Origin of the sequence: Streptomyces kronopolitis (assembly GCF_014646275.1) — a bacterium.
GTDB lineage: Bacteria > Actinomycetota > Actinomycetes > Streptomycetales > Streptomycetaceae > Streptomyces > Streptomyces kronopolitis.
The window spans coordinates 101167-124392 of sequence record NZ_BMND01000006.1; the positions used below are offsets into that span (position 1 = coordinate 101167).

Here is a 23226-nt window from a genome sequence, read left to right on the forward strand (position 1 = left end):
CCGCCCTGCCGCCACCGGCCCACGGGCCCGGCGCCGCCCCTCCGTAGAGTGGAGCGGGTGAGCGAGCGCGGAGGAAGAGGGCGCGGCGGGCCGTCGTCGCCGGCGGCCGGCGAATTGGTCGGGCAGGTGCTCGGCAGCGTCCGGTACGCGCCGGACGGCGCGGCCGCCGAGGACGCCCTGGAGGCCGGCGCCTCGGTGCTGGCCGCGGCCGAGTCCGGCTGGGAGGCGGTCAGCGCGGCCGTCCTCGACGCCGCCGTGGCCGCGGTGCGCCGGTGCCGGACGGGCGGCTGGCTCCCCGCCGACCTGGAGCGGATCGTACGGCGCGAGGACGCCGGCACGACCCTGGCCGCCCTGGTCGTCGACGCCCTCGCGGCCGAGGCGGACCGGCCGCCCGCCGCCCGTACCCCGCGGGACCCCCGCTGGGCCGGTCAGCTGCGCGATCTCGGCGCCGAGGCCTGGTGGCCGTCCGGCCCGGGCTATCTCGACGCCCTGGCCGCCCGCCGCCGCACCTCCCGCTTCGAGACCGCCCACGACGTGCTGGCGGCGCTGCGCGCACTCGCCCGGCTGCCCCGGATCACCCCGCTGCCGGCCCCGCCGCCGACCGCGGGATCCGGCCCGTCGGGCGCCGCCGCGGACCGTGCGCTCGGCCGGATCCGCGGACTCCTCGCCAAGGCCGAGGCGACCGACTACGCCGAGGAGGCCGAGGCGCTGTCCGCCAAGGCCCAGGAACTCATGGCCCGGCACAGCATCGACGAGGCGCTCCTCGATCGCGCCGACGGCCCCGGAGGCGGGCGCCCCGGCGGCCCGTCGGCGGTCCGGATCGGCATCGAGGGCCCCTACGAACAGGCCAAGGCCCTGCTGCTCGACGCGGTCGCGGCCGCCAACCGCTGCCGCGCCGTCTGGGCCGCCGACGTCGGCTTCTCCACCCTTGTCGGCTTCGCCCCCGACCTGGAGGCGGCCGAGCTGCTCTATACCTCGCTGCTGCTCCAGGCCACCGCCGCGATGCACCGCGCGGGCGACGACCACCACCGGGCGCTCAAGGCGCAGGGCGGCACCCCCGTCGCCCGCGGCCGCTCCCGCCGCACCCGCGACTTCCGCCAGACCTTCCTCGTCGCCTACGCGGACCGCATCCGCGACCGGCTCGCCGCCGCCACGGCCGCCGCCACCGCGTCCGCCTCGGCCGGGTCGGACCCCGCGGCTCCCGACCTCCTCCCGGTCCTCGCCGCCCGCGACCTCGCCGTCGAGGAGACCACCGGCGCCCTCTTCCCCGACACCGCCCCGGTCCGCCTGCGCGGCGTACGCGACGCCGAGGGCTGGCACCAGGGCACGGCGGCCGCGGACCGGGCCCGGCTGGCGGAGGGCTGACGCCCCGGGCCGGCGGAGAGCTGACGTCCTGGGGACGGCGGAGGGCTGACGCGCCGAGGGCCGTGGAGGGCTGACGCCCCGAGGGCCGCCCGCACGCTCCCCGGCACCCGCTCCCCACGCCGACGACCTGCGGATTGAACACGGGCCGCCGGCCGCCCGTACAGCTATCGACGGCGTCGGCCTCCCGGGTCCGGTCCGCCGTGCCACTACCGGGCCTCGCACGGAAGGACCTTCGGGTGTCGCACACCACGAGCTCTCACCAACTGCCCCAGGAGGAGCGGAACACCGCGACCGAGGACCTGCCCCCGGACGACGACCCGAAGGCGGCGCCCCCGGACGCACCGGAAGCGACACCGGACGGCGGGGATGCGACTCCGGACACCGAGGACGCGACCCCGGACGGCACGGAAGCGAGCCCGGACACCGAGGACGCGACTCCGGACACCGGGGCTGCGACCGCGGACGGCTGGCGCGAGCGGCACCCGGTCGCCGCCCGCACACTGGCGTGGACGACCACCGTCCTGGCCGGCGCGCTGGTCCTCGCCGCCCTCCTGCTCCCGAACGACCCCGCCCGCCTGACCCCCGCCGAGTTCCTCCGCATCCCGGTCGAGGGCATAGCCGGCGCCGCCCTGCTGCTCGTCCTGCCGCGCACGGTACGGCGGGTGGCGGCGGTCCTCGCCGGGACGGTCCTCGCCCTGCTGGCCGTCCTGGACTTCCTCGACATCGGCTTCATCGAGGCACTGGGCCGCGGCTTCAACGTGGTGTTCGACTGGCCGCTGCTCGGCGACGGCGCCTCCTTCCTCCAGGACTCGATCGGCCGGGCGGGCGCCCTCGGCGTCGAGATCGCGGCCGTGGTCCTGGTGCTGGCCCTGCTCGTCCTCACGGCGCTGGCCGTCGTCCGGCTGAGCAATCTGATGGCCCGCCACCGTGCCGCGGCCGCCGGCACCACCCTCGTCCTCGGGTCCGCCTGGGTCCTCTGCGCGGCGCTCGGCCTCCAGGTCGCCGGCGCGCCGGTCGCCTCCCGGAGCACCTCCGACCTCGTCCAGGCCCGGATGGACGGCGTGAGCGCGACCCTCAAGGACGAGCGGGAGTTCGCCCGGGTGGCCGCGAGCGACCCGTACGGGAACACCCCGGGCAGCAAGCTGCTGACCGGACTGCGCGGCAAGGACGTCATCTTCACGTTCATCGAGAGCTACGGCCGCAGCGCCGTCCAGGACCGGCTGATGGCGCCCGGCGTCGACGCGGTGCTCGCCAAGGGCACCGAGCGGCTGCGCGCGGCCGGCTACTCGGCCCGCAGCGGCTGGCTCACCTCGGCGACCTACGGCGGCAGCAGCTGGCTGGGCCACTCCACGTTCCTGTCCGGCCTGTGGATCGACAACCAGCAGCGCTACCGCACCGTCACCGCGGGCGATCACCTCAGCCTCACCAAGGCCTTCCAGCGCACCGGCGCCTGGCGGACCGTCGGCATCATGCCCGGCGTCACCAAGGGCTGGCCGGAAGCGAAGTTCTACGGCCTCGACCACGTCTACGACTCACGGGAACTCGGCTACCGGGGGCCGAAGTTCAGCTGGTCGACCATGCCCGACCAGTACAGCCTCTCGGCCTTCCAGCGCCTGGAGCACGGCCGGCCGCACGACAAGCCGCTGATGTCCGAGATCATCCTGACCTCCAGCCACAACCCCTGGGCACCGCTGCCCAGGACGCTGCCCTGGAACAAGGTCGGCGACGGCTCCGTCTACCGCTCCATCGAGAAGGCCGGCAAGAACCCCGTCGACGTGTGGCAGCAGACCGACCGGGTGCGCACCGAGTACGGCAAGTCCATCCAGTACTCCCTCAACAGCCTCATCTCGTACGTCGAGAAGTACGGCAACAAGAACACCGTGCTGGTCTTCCTCGGCGACCACCAGCCGGTCGCGAAGGTCTCCGGCGACCACGCCAGCCGGGACGTGCCGGTCGCGCTCGTCGCCCACGACCCCGACGTCCTCAAGCGGATCTCCGACTGGCACTGGACACCCAGCCTGAACCCCGGCCACCGGGCCCCGGTCTGGCGGATGGACACCTTCCGCGACCGCTTCCTGAAGGCCTACGGCCCGCACCCCGGCACCACCACACCGGCGGCCTCCCGGTAGGCGCCCACGGCGCTCCCCCTCACGAAGCGGACGGCGTGCCGCTCTGCCGCCGGCGGGCCTTGTCGACCACCTCGCGCACCGCGTCGATGACCAGCTGCGGCTGATTGTTCTGGATGTTGTGGTCGCTGTTCGTCTTCGTGACGTGCCGGGCGCCGGGGAACTTCCGCGCGAGGTCTCCCTGCGAGGCGAGTTGGGCCCGCCAGAAGACCTGCGGATAGTTTGCCGGGGCGCCGGCGGGCAGCCGGGCGCGGAATGCGCGGGGATCGAATTCGTCCCCGGAGAGCACGACCACCGGCACATCCGGCACGGGCGGAGCGGCCCGCACCTGCCCGAAGACGGTCGTCGGCTCCTGCCTTTCCACATCCTTCCACTGGGCGATGCGCTTCGCGTCGTCCTTGCGCTCCAGCGCCAGAAAGGTGGTGAACTGCGCCGGTGTGAGCCGCGATTGCAGGAATTCCGTCTCCGCGTCGACGAGAACGAGTCCGGACACGTCCCGCGGATATTCGCCGGCGTAGATCCTGACGATCGGCCCGCCCGCCGACCACCCCACGAGGACGTAGGGGCCGGGCACCTTCGCCGTGGTGAGCAGCGTGTGCAGGTCGGCGACGTCGGCCCGTGGCGTCGTGGGCTGGGAGACCGACGTCGAGGTGGTGGGCTTGCCGCCCTCCCGCGCCGTCCCCGGACGGTCGTAGGAGCAGACCCGGGTGAAGCGCCCCACCCCGGGATATACGGCGGAACCGCTGGCTTTCATCGCACCGGCGGGGCCGCGCACATTTCTCCAGGTATCGGCCGCGGCGACGAGCCCCGGCACCAGAATGACCGTCGGCGACCCGCTGCCGTGGCACTCCAGATACATCTTGCGCCCCTGGCCGATATCCACCAGACGCGCGAAGGACGACGCCGAGGTATCGGCACTCGCGTCCGCGGAAAGGGCGGAATGCGTGGGGGAGGAGATGCCGCACGCCGTACCGAGCAACGCGCACGCGGCCAGAATTCCGGCCGGCCCGAGAACTCTTCCGCGCACCCCGCGACCGCCTCGGCGGATCCTGCCCGATCGACTCATGTCACTCCCTCGTGAAGGGTGCGTACCGCGCACACCGGCCCGTCCCGCCGACATCTGCACAGCCACGTCAAGCTACCGAAGCTACCGCCGTGATCGCCCGAAACGGGAAATGCCATGCCATTCCGGCGAGGCGCCGACCGGAATTCCGGAAATCCAGAGGCACGCATTCCCCGACGCCGACGCCGACGCCGACGCCGACGCCGAGGCTGACAACGACACCGACACACCGCGCCGGGGGATCACTGCACGCAGCGGTCAGCCCTGGGCCGTGGGGCGCACCACGATCTCGTTCACATCGACGTCGGCGGGCTGCTCGATGGCGAACGCGATGGCCCGGGCGATCGCGTCCGGCGGGATGGCGAGGTCGTCCCGCATCTTCGTGATCTCCGCCCGGACCCGGCTGTTGGAGGACGCCTCGGCGAAATCCGTGGCGATCGCGCCGGGCGAGACGGTGGTCACCCGCAGGGCGTCGCCCGCCTCCTGGCGCAGCCCTTCGCACAGGGCCCGGACCGCGAACTTGCTGGCCGCGTAGACCGCCATGGTCGGGACGATGCGGAAGGCGGCCGTGGAGGCGGTGGTGACGAAGTGTCCGGCGCCCTGCGCGCGGAAGACCGGCAGCGCGGCGGCGATGCCGTGCAGCACCCCCTTCACATTGACGTCGATCATGTGGTCCCACTCCTCGACCCGCAGATCGTCCAGCGGCGAGATCGTGCCGACCCCCGCGTTGCCGACCAGCACATCCAGCCGGCCGAAGCGCTCGGTGGCGAGCGCCACCAGCGCGTGCAGATCCTCCGGCCGGGTCACATCGGTCCGGATCTGCACGGCCGAGCCCCCCGCCCGCTCGATCCGGGCCACCAGCTCCGCCAGCCGCTCGGTCCGGCGCGCACCGAGCACCAGCCGCGCCCCGCGCTCGGCGAGCAGCAGCGCCGTCGCCTCCCCGATGCCGCTGCTGGCTCCCGTGATCGCCACGACTTTGCCCTCGGTTCCGGCCATGAGGACGTCCTTCCTGTTCAGTACGGGGATACGAGCCCGGGGCGGCGGCACATGAAGCATCCGCGCTTCATGAAGCACCCGCGCGAGCACATGAAGCGCCGCCCGGGCCCGCGGACACCCACGAGTCTCCGGGAGCCTTAGCCTGGTATCCAGAATCCCTTTATTCTGGAACCAGGAGTCTCAGCCGTATGCCCCTACCGCCGGACCAACGCCGTCAGCTGGGCGCGTTCCTGCGCAGCCGCCGGGAGCGCCTCACACCCGACGAGGTCGGCCTGCCGCGGACCGCTCGCCGCCGGACCCCGGGGCTGCGCCGGGAGGAGCTGGCGCTGCTGGCCGGGATGAGCGCGACCTGGTACACGTACCTGGAGCAGGGGCGGGAGATCCGCGCCTCCGCACAGGTGATGACCGCACTCGCCGAGGCACTGCGGCTCGACCGCCACGAGCGCGCCCACCTCCTCCAGCTCGCCGGCCACGCGCCCGCGGCGGAGCCCGCAGAACGCGAGCCGCTCACACCCGAGGCGGCAGCCGTGCCGCAACTGCTCCAGCCGAACCCGGCGTACCTCATCGGCGGCAACTACGACGTCCTCAGCCACAACCAGGCGGCCGTCGAACTGTTCCCGCGACTCTTCGACGACGAGCCGGAGCAGCAACCCGGCGACAGGTCGGAACGGACGCCCGGCGACGGGTCGGAACAGCCGTCCGGCGACGAGCCGAAACGGACGCCCGGCGACGGTTCGGAACGGCCGCCCAACGACAGGTCGGAACTGTGGCCCGGCGACGGGTCGGAACTGTGGCCCGGCGACAAGCAAGACCGGCCCCCCAACCTCGTCCGCTGGATGTTCCTCGAACCGATGGCCCGGGACATCGTCGTCGACTGGGAACCCGAGGCCCGCGGCCTGCTCGCCCGCCTCCGCACCCAGGCCGCCCGCCACCCCGCCGACCCCCGCTACACCAGGCTGATCGACGAGTTGACCGACGGCAGCCCCCAGGCACGCGCCTGGTGGGGCCGGTACGAGGTGCAGCCCCGCCACAGCGGCCGCAAACGCCTGCGCCACCCCGTGCACGGCCCGGTCGAGTACGCCTACACCGCCTTCCATCTGGCCGAACAGCCCGACCAGACCCTGGTGGTCTACCTCAACGCCGACGAACCGGCTACCGGCCCCCGGCCTGCCGCAGTTCGGCCTCGATGAGGTCGGCCGCCCGCCGGGTCCCACCCTCGGCGGCCATGTCCGCCCGAATGGCCTCGAGCCGGCGCCGCACCTCCGGATCGTCGACGAGCGCGAGCACCGCGGCCCGGAGGGTGGCGGCATCCGCCTCCTCCATCGGAACGTGCCGGGCCACGCCGAGCCCCTGGAGCATGTCCGCGTTGCCGAACTGGTCGACGGCCTGCGGGACGGCCACCATGGGCGTGGCCGTGGCCAGCCCCTCCTGACTGCCCCCGGCGCCCGCATGCGTGATGAAGGCATCGGCCTCCCGCAAAATCGCCAACTGCGGCACCCACGACCGCACTTCGACGTTCCCGGGCACCTCTCCCAGGTCATCGACGGTGACGTGCTTGCCCACCTGGAGCACGACGTGCCAGCCCGGCAGGTCCCCGAACGCCTTGACGCACTCGCGGTAGAACCCGGGCTGCTTGGTGAAGGCGGACCCCAGCGAGACCAGCAGCACCCGCTCGGCGCCCGCCGGCCGCTCCCAGCCACCCTGCGCGGCCCGGTCCCCCTGGCAGGCCCCGACGAACGAGTACACCGCCTCATCGACCCGGTCGGCGTTCGGCTGCAACACCTTCGGAATCAGCACGATCGACCGGTCCGGATGCCCGGCGAACGCATCGGGGTGCCGCCCGATCCCGTTCTCGGCCAGCCAGTTGCCGAACCTCTCGTAATACGCCCGGCCCCGCGCGGTAGCCCGCGGCTCCGCCCACATCGGCTCGGCGACCTCCTCCTCGTACCCCTCCCACGCCACCAGATTCGGCGACAACGACACCGCGGGCACCCCCCACCGGTGCGCGAGCACCCGCGCCGGATACGACGCGATGTCATGCAACACAAGATCCGGCCGATCCCCCTCACCGCCCCCACCCCCCTCATACGAGTCGATGAGCTGAGGCAACGCCTGAATCGCGTCCTCCAGAAACGGCTCGACATTGTCGAGCAGCGTCGTCCCCCACGCCGACGGATCATCATCCGGCGACGGCAACGTGCTGCGATACAGCACCGGCTCCGCACCGGTCTCGGCAACCTTCTCCTCGAACACCTGCGGTATCGCATACGTCACGCGATACCCACGCGCCACCAGCTCCCGCATCACCTCAAGACTCGGATTCACATGCCCATGGGCAGCAATGGAGAACATCGCGATATGGGCACGCTTACTGGACCTCGGCTTCGTCATGCCCCGAAGCTAGGCGAGACGATACGTATCGTGCAACGCATTTAGGGTGGGGGAGCCGCGGACCCGGACAGACGCCTGCGCTCCGGCCTGCTCCTCCTCTCCCTTACTCACCGCCTTGGCATCCAATGGGTGAATCAGGCAGCCCGGCGCGTGGCGGTCGGCGCGCCAACGGGAAGGGCCTCTGCATCCGGGACATACGAAGGGCAGGGAGTACCCCAATGCCGAAGTACCTGATTCAGGCCACCTACACCTCCGAGGGCGTCAAGGGGCTGCTCAAAGAAGGCGCGAGCGGCCGCCGAGCCGCCGTCGACCAGGTGGTCACGGGCCTCGGCGGAACAGTCGAGTCCGTCTACTTCGCCTTCGGAGAGACCGACATCGTGATCATCATCGACCTCCCCGACCCGGTCTCCATGGCCGCCATCAGCCTCGCCGTCAAGGCCAGCGGAGCCCTGCACACCCAAGCCACCCCCCTCCTCACCACCGAAGAGATCGACGAGGCCGCCCACCGCCAAGTCCCCTTCCGCGCCCCAAGCGCGTAACAACGCACAGCGCGAGGAAGGGAATTCACCCAACCCCGGAAACCGCGCCCCGGACCACAGCCCCCATGGCAAAGCCGCCTGTTCATCGCCCCGGCTGCACCTGGACCGCGAGAACACTTGCACCGTCGGGGCAGGATGCCCATGACCAAGAGCAGCGCGCGCTGGCGAAGTTCCTTGAGCCGACAATGCCGCCCTGGGCCACCACTGCAGATGCACAGCCTGGACGCCGCGTCCATGGAGGACGCCCACATCAAGCACCTCTTTGTCTGAGCTGTCCCCGCCCCCACCGCGGTCACTGTCGAGCGCCCCATCACCGCAGAGGCAAGACTTTCCGCACCGGTCACCAGCCATAGCGTGCTGCCGAAACCTCGGCCATCTACCGAACCACGACCACGGCACCCACGGGCCCGCTCCTCGGACTCCCCGAAGACGAACAGATCGGCAATGCCCGGACACAGAGCCGGATCAGATCTACGCCATTCTCACCGCGACGAACCAACAGACTCAACTGGGACGAGACCGCCAGCGCCCGCTGTCCCTGCCCGACGAACGCGCCACACTGCAAATCCCCGACGCGACACCGATCGTCCACGCAACCCGCATCACCCTCGGCACCGACCAATGCCCCCTGATTTTCGAGGACCTCCGCGCCAGCACCGACCACACCCAACTCGCCTACCACCTCACCGACGAACAGCCCCGCGCACTCCACGCCGCCTGAACCACTGTCGAAAACTGTCCTGGCTTACTCAAGCACCCGGCTGCGCTCGGGACGGCCACGGACGAATCTGATCTATTCAGGCTCTATCGCGACGAGCGGTCCTAGGGCCTTCTCTGCCTCCGCTCCGTATATCAAGAAGCGAGTCGGAACCATTCCTCTGAGAGGGCCTGAGTTAGCACCCGAGACAAGCCGTTCATGAACTCTTCACACTTCTTCATATGTACGGAGAACATTCCGCCCGAGATTTTTTCCTTGCGACTTCCATGAGCGATATCGTTGCGAACCCGCTTCACGAATTCGATCGAACTGTATTGCTCTTTCGCGACTCGATCAACCGGAATCCCCAGAGACACCAGAGATCGCTTCAGGACGTCTGAACCCAGATTCATCTCCATGGATACAGCGACTTCAGCCGCTATGGATACAGGTCCATCGCTTAGTTCCTGAATTCTCTTAACAAAAGAAATTTGATGTCGAGCTCGGCTTGTCAGCTTACCCTCCTCGCTGACGCCAGCACCTTTTCTCAGAGTGTCAAACTCGATAGCGAGGGCGGCTGCCATAAGCTCCGGCTTCAGTTGCTTCACAGGGAGACTGCGTGAATTTACAGCGGAAACGTACAGAGAGAGGGCGTTGCGCGTAAATCCTTCGAGATGCGCATACTGCATCACGAGGATGGCCCGAAGCGAGTAAACCGAAGCTTCCTCTGGCGAGACGTCTCCAAGTAGATGGTTAAACAGATGGCGAAGCTCATCAAGACGCCAAGCCATGTCTTCTTCGAGCTGCGCTCGCATCTCTGAGACCTTCACGCAAGAGCCTCCGAGAATCGATCAGCGAAGAAGCCGACACGGACCTGGAGTGAGATGCGATCATTTTTACCACCCCCTGTCGCTTGCAAAAATCCTTGATCAATTTTCCCTTGTCTGACTACTTCCGCCAACGCTGCGATGTGCTCTTCATTTTCTGGATCGATGCGATCCAGAACAGTCTGCAGCCCCAGAGCGATGCCTTCGAAATGGTAGACAGAGAATTGCCAGCGAGCCTCTCCGCGCTTAGAAACGGTACCCATGATTTTCTGCGCAAATCCGGACGCCTCGCCGACTTTATGGAGAATCTCAAAGGTTTTCTCGAAAGTCTTCGCTTCGTGCTCGTAATCGAATTGCACTAGACCAGAAGGGTCCGATACGGCCTCCATGTAATCTGTCAAGAAGTCGGCAATGTCATGCTTGTACGTTCCGCCAACATTCTTAAAAGCGAAGAAACGAAGAACCAGTTCTTGGTCGAATTTCTCTCTTTGGGCCTTCTCGGTCAAAGTCTCAACGCAATACGCAAAGTCAGGGTTGCGTGCCAAGTCAATCATGTATTGATTGAACCTATTGGAAAGCAAGCGGATGGTTGCATTCCTGACTTCCTGCTTGGAAAGCTGCTCTCCACCAGTATTCAGTCGCTTGAACATGTAGTAGCGCAGGCGCGGATCGCTCTCCTTGCGCAAAATCTCCGCCCGGATGTAACTACGTTTAATTTTGATCTCGAGCGCCCGCGGAAGGTTGGCGTAGGTGTGTCCGTTGAGCTCAGGAACGATATCGCAGTCTGACAGGATCAAGGGATCTTGCAGTTCGCCTTTTAGCTTCAGTTCTCCCCTGAAGTGAAGGAACGAAGAAATTCTCTGCAAGCCGTCGATCAACTCGTAGACGCGATCTTCTCGCTCAATTAGGAAAATTGGGGGAACGGGAAGCTCAAGCAAGAGGGATTCAACAAACCGCGATTGTGCGCCCTCGGTCCATCGGAACATGCGCTGGAACTCGGGATCAATGATGAGCTCTTCAGACTCATACATGTCCGCTAGCTCGTTAAAGGAGAAGTCATTACTCTTGGTTCTGATACCGGTGATTTTCCTGTCAACCGCTTGAATCAAATCATCCGGTGACAGAATTTCATCTGACATACTTTACCCCCTCCGCAAGGTGATGACGGATTCCTCTACATCACCCTTCTTGTAAGCTTTTGCTGCAGTGTTCAGAGTGGTTAGTGAGCGACGCACCTCGAACTTTTCCTGAAACTCAAGCTCCCATCCACGCGCCCTCGACTCCTCAATGCAGATTTCAGCAAGCGGGACTGGAACATCCTTGTAGAAAGAATCTTGGACCACAAGGTGTACGGTCGCTTTCCGATTGCAGACGCGGCTCAACTCATCGAAGCCAGCCGTCAAGTCGTCAAGGTACTGCCGGGCTTGTTTTAGGTAGTAGCCCGATGAGGCCTTACTGCTGTGCTGCGCGATACGCTCAAGCAGCGATTTTCCAGAACTTCCTAGGAATCGCGAATCCAGAGAGTCCTTGCATCGAATCAGTGTGGTGCCCATCAGGTCAGAACGGATTCTCCTGTCTGACGAAATATCAATACCAAGTATCGCCAGCTCTCTCGTATACGCAACCGCATAGTCAATTCGCGTCAGATAGGGGGGCGAGGTAAGGACTACGTCGATGCATTCGTCTGAGATCGGGAGAGCAGAGGAATCCCCACCAACCAACGTAATTGGCGCGGAATATTCTGGGTGCTCTGCTGTACGGCTGGAAACAAAGTAGATCTCGCGCTCAACGGCTAGATCAACCTCGCTGTAATCCAGGTAAATCAGTGACGACTTTTCTTTAGCCCTCTTAACCCATGTTGGATTGCTCCCTTCAAAGGGTTTCGTGAGGGATCGGACCGCGCGAAACAGAGCTACCATGCCAATGCTATACAAGCCGGCGTCAAGCTTTTTGATTGTGCGATGCCAGTCCCGAATCCGGGCAATTGCTTCGGTGTCGAACCACGCAACCAGCGGATCTCGCAGGAACCGCTCCGTACTACGCACTCGCGGTTTAGGGGGTCTCTTGATGCCACCCGTACATCTGCCTGCATCGGACCGAAGGCGGGCGATCACGTTGGCCACCGGATTCCGATCCACGCCAATGGACTCGAATCCCAGATGCTGGGCGGCAAGCGTCGTGGTTCCGCTGCCATTCCAAGGGTCCAAAACTACGCCCGAGGCTTCCCATCGGATTAGTTGGTTACAAGCCCACTCGAATGAGAAACCCGCGTAGTACGGAAATATGTCCGCCAAGCCTGCTCTCTCTACCGCCGGCCGCTTAGGCGAGAGGGCGCCCCCGCGAGTGGCGCCAGGCGCCTGCGCATGGTCAAACAGAGTCGGGATCGGCTCATGGCTTGCAGCTTGAAGCGGGCTGCGAGTAAGGCGATCCACTTTCCTTCTCTCAAATTCGTAGCAGACGGTTGCGAGCCCCAGTGTACGAGACGAGGTTGTGGGGTCGGCGGATGATACACCTTCCTACGAAGGGCTGCCCAAGGCTCTGTGGCCTCGCGACCGTCTGACAGATCGAGCGCGGGACGGGCAGGAAGCCTGGGGGTGGCTGCATCGTCACAGGGGAGCCATGAGCATGGATACTCGAGTCCTCTACGGTCCACGTGTGGACAGACAACTACCGCAGTAGCCGCCAAACGCCTGATCGGCCTGCCCCCCCGCGGCTGCCTCGGCTTCCGGAGCGGTGTGCGCACTTCGTTCTTCGAAAGTCGGCTGGCTGCTGCCGGGAAGTCCGGGCGAACGGCAGGGGAGTCCCAACGTACGCTGGGGCGCTGCCCTTCGATGTGTCGCTGCTAGCCGAAGGCCGCCGCTGGCAGTCGAGGGTTCTCCTCGCCTCCTTCGCAAGCGGGAGGATCCGTTACTGAGTCCTCTTACCGGCCGCAGGCCCTGAAGGCGTCAGAAGCGTTGTCGGCCGCCGGGGTACTGGATCGCCTTGCGGCATGGCGGCGCATTGTCGGGCACGGGCTCCTGGTCGAGGGCATGGCAGAGCGCTGTATGGACCCGCTCTGCCTCAGCTACGGTCAGCCGCAGCGGAGCAGTGGCGACCGGTTTCTCATGGCGGGTGATCTGGAGCGTCAGCGCCATCCGTCCGTCTGGTCCACGGTTCAGTGACGTGCTCGCTACCGGTGCGATCTCCCATTCCGGTGTCTCGTGCGCGGTCCGACTCATTCACTTGCCCCGCTTGCGGGTGTTGGCAACTTGTCCCGCTCAGCATCGTCGTCATCGGGTTCGGGCAGCCGTCCGCCTCTGCTCTCAGCGACGCTCAGCGCGTCTCGAAGTGCCTCACACAACCGGGTGCTCAGGAACCGGAGTTCCACAGCGTTGGCTTTCTGGTCTTCGAGCAGCTTTGCGGCGTGGCCGAGCAGCTCGGCTCCTGTTTCGAGTTGGACCTCTTCCATTTCGTCGGCGAGTCGGGAGAGAGGGCTGTCTCTGTCGTCGGTCGACAGGTACGAGCGCTGTCCGGCCGGACCGGGCCAGGGAAGGAGGCGCAGGTTGGCGCTCACGAGGCCACCGCCATCCACGGCGAGTCGCACAGCGAGCCGGCACAGCGGCCGGCATCCGCCTGGCGCTGCATCTGCTGCTCGTGGGCAACGAGGTAGGGGCGGACGAGCTGAACGTCCTCACCGCGGATCGGACCCCAGAGGTACGGGTCAGCGACCCGCGGCACACCGAGGGTCGTCGTCGGTTTGTCCACGCAGTACACCACCGGGCTCGTCCCCGCCCTGCGATGGCGCCCCGGAGCGGGCAGTAAGACTTTCAGCAGCAACTCGAAAAACCTGCCGATATGGTTCCGCATGTCGACCTGCTTCCATCAGGTTGGCCATGCCCCGGGGTGCCGTCACGCACCGCCGGGGTCCTGTCTCGACAGTCAACGACCGTCTTTGGCCAAGAGGCAGTGTTCATAAGGGGGTTCGCGTGCACACGTGGGGTTCGCGATGTCGCTCAAGGGGGTTCGCGATGAACCCCCTCGGCCCGCATCTGGTGTGACACGATGAACACTTAACGTGACGCCCGGGGGGTGTACGCAGAACGTGAGCAAAGAACCGAACCGCAAGTTGGCCGCAGTCATGGCCGAGGCCGGAGCCTCGAACAAGGGGCTGGCAAAACGGGTCCGTGAGGTCGCGCAGCGGCACGGCGAGCACCTCGGGACGACGCACGTGGCCGTGCAGCGATGGCTGGACGGGAGCGGTATCCAGCGGCAGACAGCCGTGTTCGTCGCTGAGGCGCTGAGCGACAAGTTGCGACGGAGGGTCACCCCGCGAGATCTGGGATTTCCCGGTGCCGCGCCGGCCCCCACTCCCGCGGTCGGCATGGGCTACGCCGGTTCGCTCGCCGAGACACTGAGTGCTCTGGCCGGCCTTACGCACCAGCGTCCGGAAGACGGGCCGTCGGACCAGCCGCAACTTCCGGACGCCGAGGTGCATTCCGCCGCGCTCTCGTGGCTCGTCTCCCGCCCTGACGGCGTGCCGACCGACGCTCCTGCCGCCCGTCGGGTCGGCATGCGTGACGTCGCCGCGATCCGGACCGCAGCGGGATTCTTCATGCAGATGGACTTCCAGTTCGGCGGCGGACATGCACACAAGGCGTTCCGGCACTACTTCCGGGAAGACGTGTTGCCCCTGCTGGGCGCCAGTTACAGCGCCAAGGTCGGTGAGGCGCTGTTCCAGGCCGCGACGGAGATGTCACAGCTTCTTGCCTGGACCGCGTACGACAGCGGAAACCATGCCCTTGCCGACCGGTACATGCTGTCGACGCTGCGGCTGACCCAGGTGGCGGGCGACCGCATGATGGGCGCACGCATCCTGGCCAATATGAGCCATCAGGCTAATTACCTGGGCCAGGTGCCCCGGGCTCTGACGCTGGCTCGCGCGTCGGTGGAAGGTGGCAAGGCTGCCTCCACGCCCCGTGCGATGGCACTGTTCTCCGCCCATGAGGCGCGCGCTCTGTCGACAGCGCAGGACCAGAAGGGCGCTGCGCGCGCGATGAGCGAGGCAGAGAGGTTCTTCGAGCGCGCCGACAGCGGTGACGATCCCGAATGGCTCTCGTACATGGATGAAGGCGAGCTGATCGGGGAGTTCTGTCACTGCTTCCGCGATCTCGGGCAGGGCGCCGAAGCCGTCCGCTTCGCCGAACGGGCCGTCGCACTCACCGACCCCAAATACGCCCGTACGCTCGGGCTCTGCCGCATGGTGCTCGCGCAGAGCCAACTGCTGAACGGCGACCTTGATGCCGCCGTGACGACCGCCGGTCTCGCTGTCGAAGCCGGGGATGCCCTGGAGTCCGCCCGATTCCAGCGGTACGTGGGCGACTTCCAACGCGAGGCGTCCGCGTACGGTAAGCGCCCTGCCGTTCAGCAGTTCAGCGGACAGGTACGGGACGCCGTGAACCGGTTGGGCGACGAGTAGCCGAGGTCACCCCGGGCTCCAGTCGCGCGGTGCGTCCTCGTTCCGGAGCGAGGAGATCCGACGGGTGTACTCCGCAGCCGTCTCGGCGCTCTCGGACACGTTCTGCATGAGCCATGTGGTCATGTTGAATTCCTGCACCGCGCGGAGGGTTGAAAAGCCCGACCACGTACGGAGATCCCGCCCGTAGGCGCCGACGAAGGCGCCGTACTGCTCTTTGGTCTGCCATCCCAGGCTGTGATGCTCGGTGGCGGTGACCATCAGATCCCACTCGGGGTGGTCGAAGCTGAACCGTTCCAGATCGATCAGGATCACCTGATCATTCCGGTCCACCATCAGGTTCTGCACATGAGCGTCCCCGTGTACGGGCCCCTTCTCGGACTCGAACCGAAGGCCCGCCACACGGTCCCGCAACTCACGCGCGCGTTTCCGCAGGAACGCGCGGTCATCCTCCGGTATGTCGAGCGCCGCGTTGATCCGTCGGTCGGTCCGGTCCAGGACGGGGTACGGAGGCAGGTTCAGCGTGTCCGGCAGGCTGAGCGAGTGCAGTTCACGGAGGACCGCGCCCAGCTCTCCGTACGTCGCCTTGCGGGCGGCCCCCTCCTCGATCAGGTGCCAGAACGTCACCGGATGCCCGTCGACGACCATGGGCTGCTCCAGGTCATCGACCACGCGCGTCACGGGGAAGCCCTCGCGCGACAGCCAGCGCGACACCTGAACCTCGCCCCGGGCCGAGTCCAGGTATTCCGCCGTACGGGCGATGCGCACCACCACAGGGTGGGAAGCCAGCCGGAACAGGGCGTTCTCCCCCAAGCGGATCAGGCGCGCTCCGTCACCGTCGAGCCCTGCTCGCCGACATGCTGCAGTCAGTACCTGCGTAGCGGCGCCTGACGTGAACCCCTCTCCTGTGCTCCGCTCAGCATCCGACGGCATGCCCGTATCCACTCCCTCAACACCGCCAACCCGGTAGCGCAGATCGCCGTGCCAGGCAGCGGCCGGCAACAGACTTCAAGGCGACCGTACCCACGAGAGGTGACGCCAGACGGGGTCGGGGCATGGCGAGGACCGTTCTCAAGGAGTGTTGGTTTGATCCATGCCTTGTGGTCCTGCTTCAACGCATGGGGAAACGGCCCTGGTGAACCGTAGGCAAGCCCATACGCGAGGGAGGACGTCCGGTAGACCAGGCGGCAGCTGACCGCGTCACGCACACGCGCGGCCGACCCCGCACGGGCCGGCCGCCGCGTGATCAGCCTTCCGTGGGAGCCACCCCCACCGGGCAGCTGACCCCCGTCCCCCCGATCCCGCAGTACCCCGCGGGGTTCTTGTCGAGGTATTGCTGGTGGTAGGCCTCGGCCGGGTAGAAGGGGCGGGGGGTGGCGGGGAGGATTTCGGTGGTGATGTCGGGGTGGCCGGAGTTGTGGAGGACGGTGCGGTAGGCGTCGCGGGAGGCTTCGGCGGCCTGTTGCTGGGCGGGGGAGTGGGTGTAGATCGCCGAGCGGTACTGGGTGCCGACGTCGTTGCCCTGGCGGAAGCCCTGGGTGGGGTTGTGGGACTCCCAGAAGAGCTTGAGCAGGGTCGTGTACGGGACGACGGCGGGGTCGTAGACGACGCGGACGGCCTCGGTGTGGCCGGTGTGGCCGCTGCAGACCTCTTCGTAGGTGGGGTTCGGGGTGTGGCCGCCCTGGTAGCCGACGAGGGTGGTCCAGACGCCCTCGGTCTGCCAGAACTTCCGCTCGGCGCCCCAGAAGCAGCCCAGGCCGAAGTCGGCGATCTCCAGACCCTCCGGGTACGGGCCCAGCAGCGGGTTGCCCAGGACGGTGTGCCGGTCGGGGACGGCGAAGGTCGGCTCGGGGCGGCCTTCGAGCGCTTCCTCGGGGGTGGGCAGATGGGTCTTGAAGCGGGAGAAGAGCATGGGATCAGGCTCCTGGGCTGGCTCGGGCGGGCTGGCGGGCAAGCGCACTCGGCATGCGTAGGGGTAGTGGGTGGAACGCCGGAGGGGGCGGGGGTATTCCGGCCACGAGGGGCGGGGCCGGTGGGGGCCAGTTGGGGCCTGTCGGGGCGGTGGGGAGCGATCCGTGTGACGGGGGAGGGCGGGCGCTGCGCCCAGGGCTACCCCCTGCGCCCCGGGCTGCCCCCCCGTACGGACTACTCAGCCCCCGCCGGAGGGAAGCCCGCCGCGTTGCCGCCCCGTTGTTCCCAGCCCGCGATGGCCAGGGCGCGGTAGGCGGCGTACTCGGCGGCGGGGCTGGGGCCGTACGACCACGGGACGGCGCCGACATGGCCGTCCACCAGGCGGAGCTGCTCCATGGCCTCGTCGTAGCGCTCGGCGCGGACCAGGAACCAGACGAGCAGATGGCGGACGTGCGGCGCCATGGGGTGGTCGGCGGGGGCTTCGCGCAGGGCGAAGTGGGCGCCTTCGATGGCGCGCTCGACGACCGCGCTCCGGTAGAGGCTGCGGACCATGTTGGCCTCGGGGAGGTGCTCGTAGACCGCGAAGAGGGGGAGGGCCGGGAGGAGGGTCCTGGCGGGGGCGCCGGCCGCGGCGCGCTCGGCGAAGGCCTCGGCCTCCGGGCGGGAGCCGTGCCACTTCTGCGACCAGTAGGGGAGGGCCGCGAGATGCGCGCCCATGTGCTGCGGCGCGCGCTGGGCGACCTTGGTCCACAGCTCCTCGTAGTCGGCGGCGCGATCGCCCAGGCCGCGGGCGACGGCGAGCTCGATGATGTACGGCAGGGGGCTGCCCGGGGCCAGCAGCGCCGCCTCCCGGCAGACCGTACGGGCCTCTTCCAGGATCATGCGGAAGTCCTGCGAGCCGGGATCGCGCAGCGCCTGGAGGACGAGGAACTGGGCGTGGGTCTGGGCGCCGCCGGGGTCCTTGGGGGCCTCCGAGCGCCAGGTGCGCAGCCAGATCCCGCCGGTGCGGCCGCCGTCGCCGTACCCCGGTGCCGCACCGCGCCGCTGCTCCTCGCTCGCCTCCTGCGCGGCCAGCTCGAAGGCGGCGGCGCCGGCCAGCGTCTGCACCCGCTGCCAGCGGCGCTCCCAGTCGTCGCCGGTGGACTTCAGGAGTGCGGCCGCCGGGCGCCAGTCGTGTGTCCGGCGCATTTCGGCCAGGGCCTCCTCCAGCTCCTCATCGGGGCCGGGCAGCCGTACGTCCAGCTCCTCCAGGGGTACGAAGCCGTAGCCGGCCATCGGGTCGGCGGCCACCACCAGGCCCTGCCGGGTGTGCTGCACCGCCCGGCGCCGGCGCATCCACGGCAGGAAGACGAACCCGCCGAGCGCGAGCGCGGCGAGGAGAAGCAGCAGAGCGTCCATGTGGGTGTCCTGTACCTGAAATTCTTGTGACGGCTTCCCGGCGGGTTCAACGTGCCGGGGTCACCGGGGATTCCCCGGTGCGGTGGGCGGTCACCGGCGCGGCGGGCGGGAGGGGCGGAACCGGCATGCGGTCTTTCGTATGTATCCACTATCCAGCCAACCAGAAAGTTCCGAAAAGTTCGGTCGCGCGGCCGACTACCCTCGGCGGCATGAGCGAACAACACCCACAGCATTTCGAAACCGTTGCCATCCACGCAGGTCAGGAGCCCGACGAGGCCACCGGCGCGGTGGTACCGCCCATCTACCAGGTGTCCACCTACAAGCAGGACGGCGTGGGCGGGCTGCGCGGCGGCTACGAGTACAGCCGCAGCGCCAACCCGACCCGTACCGCCCTGGAGGAGAACCTCGCGGCGCTGGACGGGGGCCGCCGCGGCCTCGCCTTCGCCTCCGGCCTCGCCGCCGAGGACTGCCTGCTGCGCACCCTGCTGGTCCCCGGCGACCATGTCGTGATCCCGAACGACGCCTATGGCGGAACGTTCCGTCTCATCTCCAAGGTCGTCGAGCGCTGGGGCGTGGAGTGGTCGGTCGCCGACACCTCCGACCCGAAGGCCGTCCGCGACGCCCTGCGGCCCCGTACGAAGGCGATCTGGGTGGAAACGCCCAGCAACCCGCTGCTCGGCATCAGCGACATCTCCGCGCTGGCCGCCGTCGCCCGGGAGGCCGGCGTCAAGCTGGTCGTCGACAACACCTTCGCCAGCCCCTACCTCCAGCAGCCGCTCGGCCTCGGCGCGGACGTGGTCGTCTACTCCACGACCAAGTACATGGGCGGGCACTCGGACGTGGTCGGCGGCGCGCTCGTCGTCAACGACGACGCCCTCGGTGAGGAACTCGCCTACCACCAGAACGCGATGGGCGCCGTCGCCGGCCCCTTCGACGCCTGGCTGGTGATGCGCGGCATCAAGACGCTGGCCGTCCGCATGGACCGGCACAGCGCCAACGCCGCCCGGATCGCGGAGCTGCTGACCTCCCACAGCAAGGTCACCCGCGTCTACTACCCGGGGCTGGCCGAGCACCCGGGCCACGAGGTCGCGTCGAAGCAGATGCGGTCCTTCGGCGGCATGGTGTCGTTCCAGGTCGCGGGCGGCGAGCAGGCCGCCGTGGAGGTCTGCAACCGGGCCAAGCTGTTCACTCTCGGGGAGTCGCTCGGCGGCGTCGAGTCGCTGATCGAGCACCCGGGGCTGATGACGCACGCCTCGACGGCCGGTTCGCTGCTGGAGGTCCCCGCGGACCTGGTGCGCCTCTCAGTGGGCATCGAGTCCGTCGACGACCTGGTGGCCGACCTCACGCAGGCGCTGGGCTGACCGAGCCCTTGCTGCCCCCGCCGTTCACCACCCCTCCACGGGAGGGGTGGTGTGGGTGGGCGGGGGCAGCCAAGGCCGGTGCGTGACCAGCACGAACAGCGCCACCAGGGCGCACAGGGCGAGCAGCCAGCCCAGCCGGCGCAGCAGCGTGCGGCGGGCCAGCAGCCGGCGCCCGCGCTCGGCGGCGCGGGCCGCCAGATCGGGCGGGACGCGCGGGTACGGGCCCGCCAGCATCCGCCGCACCTCGTCCTGTTTGCGGTCCGGGAGGCCGGGACGGTCGGGACTGTCCGGGCTGAGGGGGACGGGGAGGCCCGGGAGGCTCATGGGGCCGAGGACTTCGGGGACGGGGCCGGGGCGGGCGGCGGTTCCGGGCGCCGGCGGCTGCGCAGCTCCGCGACGGCGTGCAGGCACAGGTCGTGCACCCGCGCGGCGGGCAGGCCGAGTTGGGCCGCGGCCAGCTCCTCGGGCACGTCCTCGTACAGCCGCAGGACGAGCACCAGGCGCTCCCGCGGGGACAGCCGGGCCAGCGGGCCGCCGCGCGGCCTGCGGTGCCGGCGGGCGGTGCGGGCGAAGCGGGCGGCCAGCTCACGGCGGGTGCGCTCGTACGGATCGTCGCCGCCCAAGCGGTCCCAGGCGGCGTAGGTCCGCGACAGCGCGCGGAGCAGCAACTCCTCGGCGGCCGGGGCGGGACGGGCGGCCGGCTCGCCGGTCAGCAGCGCGGCGGCGGACAGCAGCCGGCCCCCGGCGCCGGCCACGAAGGACTCGAACTCCCGGGCGCGGCGGCGCTCCTGCGCCGGTCGCCGCTCTCGCACCACGCCTCCCGGATGACGGACACCCGAACCCTGGGCTCCTATGGCACGGCAGCGCGGCCACCCGGTCAAGAGGCGTGACGCGCACGGCCGGTCACGGGGACGGCGGCGGGACGCTCACGGGAGGGGAGGGCGCGGCTCAGGCCGTCGGCCGGGGCGCGCGCGGGCCCCCGGTCAGGACGCGGGGCCGGCCGGCGTCAGGGACGTGGTGATGTCGGCGAGCGAGCTGTTGAAGCGCGTCAGGAGGGTGGTGAACGCCTCGCGCTCCGGCTCGGACCACCCCTCCGTCACCAGGGCCATCAGCGCACGGCGCGAGGTGCGCACCTCGTCCAGACGGGCGTGGCCGCGCTCGGACAGCTGGAGCACCACGGCGCGGCCGTCCTCGGGGTGGGTGGCGCGGCTGACCAGCCCGGAGTCGACCAGCGGGGCGACCTGGCGGGTGACCGTCGAGGAGTCGATGCCCATGCCGGCGGCCAGGGCCTTGACGCCCATCGGGCCTTCCTGGTCCAGGCGGTTGAGCAGCAGGTAGGCGGCGCGGTCCATGGAGTTGCGCGCCTGCCCGACGCCGCCGAGGCGGCTCTGTTCGGCGCGGCGGGCGAAGACGGCCACTTGGTGCTGCAGCGCGTCGAGCAGAGCGGGATCGGTATGGGTCGTCATGTCCGAAGAGGTGGGCATGGCCGGGAGCTCGCTTCGATGGAAGTGCGTATGGATGGGAGGACAGCGTACGCGGACCGGGCGCGGGGTGTACCCGGGCTGTGGATTCCGATAACGCCCCGTAACCCCCGGGCGGCCGTGCGGTACGCGGGGGCGTGCGGCCGCCCGTGCCGTCCTGACAGCCGGACAGAAAAGGCCCTCAGGTGGGCAAACTGTAAGACTGGCGGCATGGCCGCTCACACGCCGCGTACGTCGCACGAGACCTCCGCCGCCACTCCGGGAGAGGCCCCCGCCGCGGCCTCGGCCCCCGCAATTACGGTCGATGACGTACGCAATGCGGACAAGATGCTCTCCGGTGTCTCCCGAGTGACCGCCATGGAGGGCAGCCGTTATCTGGCCGGGCTGGTGGGCGCGCCCGTCCACCTCAAATGCGAGAACCTCCAGCGCACCGGCTCCTTCAAGATCCGTGGCGCCTACGTGCGGATCGCCGGGCTCAGCGCGGCGCAGCGGGCGGCCGGTGTGGTGGCCGCGAGCGCCGGCAACCACGCCCAGGGGGTGGCGCTCGCGGCGTCCCTGCTGGGCGTGCGCTCGACGGTGTTCATGCCCGTCGGTGCCCCCCTGCCGAAGGTCGCCGCGACCCGCGAATACGGCGCCGAGGTGCGGCTGCACGGCCAGGTGGTGGACGAGACGCTGGCCGCCGCCGAGGCATACGCGCGGGAGACCGGCGCGGTCTTCATCCACCCCTTCGACCACCACGACATCATCGCCGGGCAGGGCACGGTCGGCCTGGAGATCCTCGAACAGTGCCCGGAGGTGCGGACGGTCGTCGTCGGGATCGGCGGCGGCGGGCTGGCCGCGGGGCTGGCGCTCGCGGTCAAGGCGCTGCGGCCGGACGTGCGGATCGTCGGGGTGCAGGCGGCGGGCGCGGCCTGCTATCCGCCGTCGCTGGCGGCCGGGCGCCCGGTGTCGATCGAGGGGCTGTCGACCATGGCGGACGGCATCAAGGTGGGCCGCCCCGGTGAGGTCACCTTCGGGATGGTCGAGGAGCTGGTGGACGAGGTCCGCACGGTCACCGAGGACCAGCTCTCCAGCGCGCTGCTGCTGTGCCTGGAGCGGGCGAAGCTGGTGGTGGAGCCGGCCGGGGCGAGCCCGGTGGCCGCGCTGCTCGCCGACCCGGAGTCCTTCGAGGGGCCGGTGGTCGCGGTGCTGTCCGGCGGCAATGTGGACCCGCTGCTGCTCCAGCGCATCCTGCGGCACGGCATGGCCGCCGGCGGACGCTACCTCTCCCTGCGGCTGCGGCTGACCGACCGGCCGGGGGCGCTGGCGGCGATGCTCGGGGTGCTGTCCGTGGTGGACGCGAACGTCCTCGACGTGGGGCACGTGCGGACGGATCCGCAGCTCGGCCTCACCGAGGTCGAGGTGGAACTGCACATGGAGACCAAGGGCCCCGCGCACTGCGAAGAGGTCCGCGCGGCGCTGCGCGAGGCGGGGTACGTCGTCGCGGAGTGAGCGGGCGTCCGTCCGGCCGTGAATATTGAGGATTTGTATCGCGATGTATCGCGTCTGGGCGTACCATCGCGTCTGCGGGGGTGCCGGTGCGTCGTGGTGCCCGTTGCGCACATATGCCACAAGGCAGG

General features: G+C 68.8%; 22 protein-coding genes. 7 read left to right on the plus strand and 15 right to left on the minus strand.

Features of this window, described 5'->3' with window-relative positions; translation table 11 throughout:
- Positions 1–126 precede the first annotated feature (126 nt).
- Together IEY78_RS09765 and IEY78_RS09770 are read left to right on the plus strand one after the other, a co-directional pair.
- Positions 127–1365 carry a DUF2786 domain-containing protein gene (locus tag IEY78_RS09765; protein ID WP_189097379.1) on the plus strand — a complete coding sequence of 413 codons (1239 nt, stop codon included), beginning with the start codon at positions 127–129 and terminating at the stop codon, positions 1363–1365.
- Positions 1366–1601: 236 nt separating this feature from the next.
- A complete protein-coding gene (locus IEY78_RS09770; protein WP_189097234.1) occupies positions 1602–3494 on the plus strand; it encodes an alkaline phosphatase family protein in 1893 nt (630 codons plus the stop codon).
- 19 nt (positions 3495–3513) lie between these two features.
- Here IEY78_RS09770 and IEY78_RS09775 read toward each other — a convergent pair whose 3' ends face one another.
- Positions 3514–4557 carry an alpha/beta fold hydrolase gene (locus tag IEY78_RS09775; protein ID WP_189097235.1) on the minus strand — a complete coding sequence of 348 codons (1044 nt, stop codon included), beginning with the start codon at positions 4555–4557 and terminating at the stop codon, positions 3514–3516.
- 255 nt (positions 4558–4812) lie between these two features.
- Positions 4813–5550, minus strand: coding sequence for an SDR family oxidoreductase (locus IEY78_RS09780; protein WP_189097236.1), 738 nt, complete (start codon positions 5548–5550; stop codon positions 4813–4815).
- 188 nt (positions 5551–5738) lie between these two features.
- Between IEY78_RS09780 and IEY78_RS34275 the strand changes: the two genes are divergently transcribed.
- On the plus strand, positions 5739–6740 hold the full coding sequence (locus tag IEY78_RS34275) for a helix-turn-helix transcriptional regulator (protein WP_229699823.1): 1002 nt from the start codon (positions 5739–5741) through the stop codon (positions 6738–6740).
- Here IEY78_RS34275 and mgt read toward each other — a convergent pair.
- Entirely contained in the window at positions 6703–7941 is a 1239-nt protein-coding gene (mgt, locus tag IEY78_RS09795; RefSeq protein WP_229699824.1) for a macrolide-inactivating glycosyltransferase, read from the minus strand. The genes IEY78_RS34275 and mgt overlap by 38 nt on opposite strands.
- 218 nt (positions 7942–8159) lie before the next feature.
- Between mgt and IEY78_RS09800 the strand changes: the two genes are divergently transcribed.
- Positions 8160–8480 (plus strand): GYD domain-containing protein, encoded by a 321-nt coding sequence (locus IEY78_RS09800; RefSeq protein ID WP_189097237.1) that lies wholly within the window; start codon positions 8160–8162, stop codon positions 8478–8480.
- 852 nt (positions 8481–9332) lie between these two features.
- Here IEY78_RS09800 and IEY78_RS09805 read toward each other — a convergent pair.
- The 6 genes from IEY78_RS09805 to IEY78_RS09830 form a co-directional block, all read right to left on the minus strand.
- Entirely contained in the window at positions 9333–9992 is a 660-nt protein-coding gene (locus tag IEY78_RS09805; RefSeq protein ID WP_189097238.1) for an MAE_28990/MAE_18760 family HEPN-like nuclease, read from the minus strand.
- 11 nt (positions 9993–10003) lie between these two features.
- Complete coding sequence (locus IEY78_RS09810) at positions 10004–11143, minus strand: GmrSD restriction endonuclease domain-containing protein (protein ID WP_189097239.1); 1140 nt, start codon at positions 11141–11143, stop codon at positions 10004–10006.
- 3 nt (positions 11144–11146) lie between these two features.
- On the minus strand, positions 11147–12127 hold the full coding sequence (locus tag IEY78_RS09815; protein ID WP_189097240.1) for a hypothetical protein: 981 nt from the start codon (positions 12125–12127) through the stop codon (positions 11147–11149).
- Between the two features lie 822 nt (positions 12128–12949).
- A complete protein-coding gene (locus IEY78_RS09820; RefSeq protein ID WP_229699825.1) occupies positions 12950–13138 on the minus strand; it encodes a hypothetical protein in 189 nt (62 codons plus the stop codon).
- 80 nt (positions 13139–13218) lie between these two features.
- A complete protein-coding gene (locus tag IEY78_RS09825; RefSeq protein WP_189097242.1) occupies positions 13219–13557 on the minus strand; it encodes a hypothetical protein in 339 nt (112 codons plus the stop codon).
- Positions 13554–13748, minus strand: coding sequence for a hypothetical protein (locus IEY78_RS09830; protein ID WP_189097243.1), 195 nt, complete (start codon positions 13746–13748; stop codon positions 13554–13556). The genes IEY78_RS09825 and IEY78_RS09830 overlap by 4 nt, the downstream gene beginning before the upstream one ends.
- A 337-nt stretch (positions 13749–14085) precedes the next feature.
- Here IEY78_RS09830 and IEY78_RS09835 point away from each other — a divergent pair, with 337 nt between their 5' ends.
- Positions 14086–15459 (plus strand): NsdA family TPR-like regulatory protein, encoded by a 1374-nt coding sequence (locus IEY78_RS09835; RefSeq protein WP_189097244.1) that lies wholly within the window; start codon positions 14086–14088, stop codon positions 15457–15459.
- Between the two features lie 6 nt (positions 15460–15465).
- Here the strand turns inward: IEY78_RS09835 and IEY78_RS09840 are convergent, their stop codons facing one another.
- The 3 genes from IEY78_RS09840 to IEY78_RS09850 form a co-directional block, all read right to left on the minus strand.
- Positions 15466–16389 carry an aminoglycoside phosphotransferase family protein gene (locus IEY78_RS09840; protein ID WP_189097245.1) on the minus strand — a complete coding sequence of 308 codons (924 nt, stop codon included), beginning with the start codon at positions 16387–16389 and terminating at the stop codon, positions 15466–15468.
- A gap of 313 nt (positions 16390–16702) precedes the next feature.
- The gene (msrA, locus tag IEY78_RS09845; protein ID WP_189097246.1) at positions 16703–17368 is read right to left on the minus strand and encodes a peptide-methionine (S)-S-oxide reductase MsrA; all 666 of its coding nucleotides are present in this window, start codon (positions 17366–17368) and stop codon (positions 16703–16705) included.
- 233 nt (positions 17369–17601) lie between these two features.
- Entirely contained in the window at positions 17602–18765 is a 1164-nt protein-coding gene (locus IEY78_RS09850) for a hypothetical protein (RefSeq protein ID WP_189097247.1), read from the minus strand.
- 209 nt (positions 18766–18974) lie between these two features.
- Here IEY78_RS09850 and IEY78_RS09855 point away from each other — a divergent pair, with 209 nt between their 5' ends.
- The gene (locus IEY78_RS09855) at positions 18975–20126 is read left to right on the plus strand and encodes a cystathionine gamma-synthase (RefSeq protein ID WP_189097248.1); all 1152 of its coding nucleotides are present in this window, start codon (positions 18975–18977) and stop codon (positions 20124–20126) included.
- A 24-nt stretch (positions 20127–20150) separates the two neighbouring features.
- Here IEY78_RS09855 and IEY78_RS09860 read toward each other — a convergent pair whose 3' ends face one another.
- The 3 genes from IEY78_RS09860 to IEY78_RS09870 all read right to left on the minus strand — a co-directional run bounded on the left by IEY78_RS09860 (position 20151) and on the right by IEY78_RS09870 (position 21610).
- Positions 20151–20450 (minus strand): hypothetical protein, encoded by a 300-nt coding sequence (locus IEY78_RS09860; RefSeq protein WP_229699826.1) that lies wholly within the window; start codon positions 20448–20450, stop codon positions 20151–20153.
- On the minus strand, positions 20447–20938 hold the full coding sequence (locus IEY78_RS09865) for a sigma factor-like helix-turn-helix DNA-binding protein (RefSeq protein WP_189097249.1): 492 nt from the start codon (positions 20936–20938) through the stop codon (positions 20447–20449). Before IEY78_RS09865 ends, IEY78_RS09860 begins: the two co-directional genes overlap by 4 nt.
- 171 nt (positions 20939–21109) lie before the next feature.
- Positions 21110–21610 carry a MarR family winged helix-turn-helix transcriptional regulator gene (locus IEY78_RS09870; protein ID WP_189097250.1) on the minus strand — a complete coding sequence of 167 codons (501 nt, stop codon included), beginning with the start codon at positions 21608–21610 and terminating at the stop codon, positions 21110–21112.
- A 207-nt stretch (positions 21611–21817) separates the two neighbouring features.
- Here IEY78_RS09870 and ilvA point away from each other — a divergent pair, with 207 nt between their 5' ends.
- On the plus strand, positions 21818–23098 hold the full coding sequence (gene ilvA, locus IEY78_RS09875; protein ID WP_189097251.1) for a threonine ammonia-lyase: 1281 nt from the start codon (positions 21818–21820) through the stop codon (positions 23096–23098).
- Positions 23099–23226 lie beyond the last annotated feature (128 nt).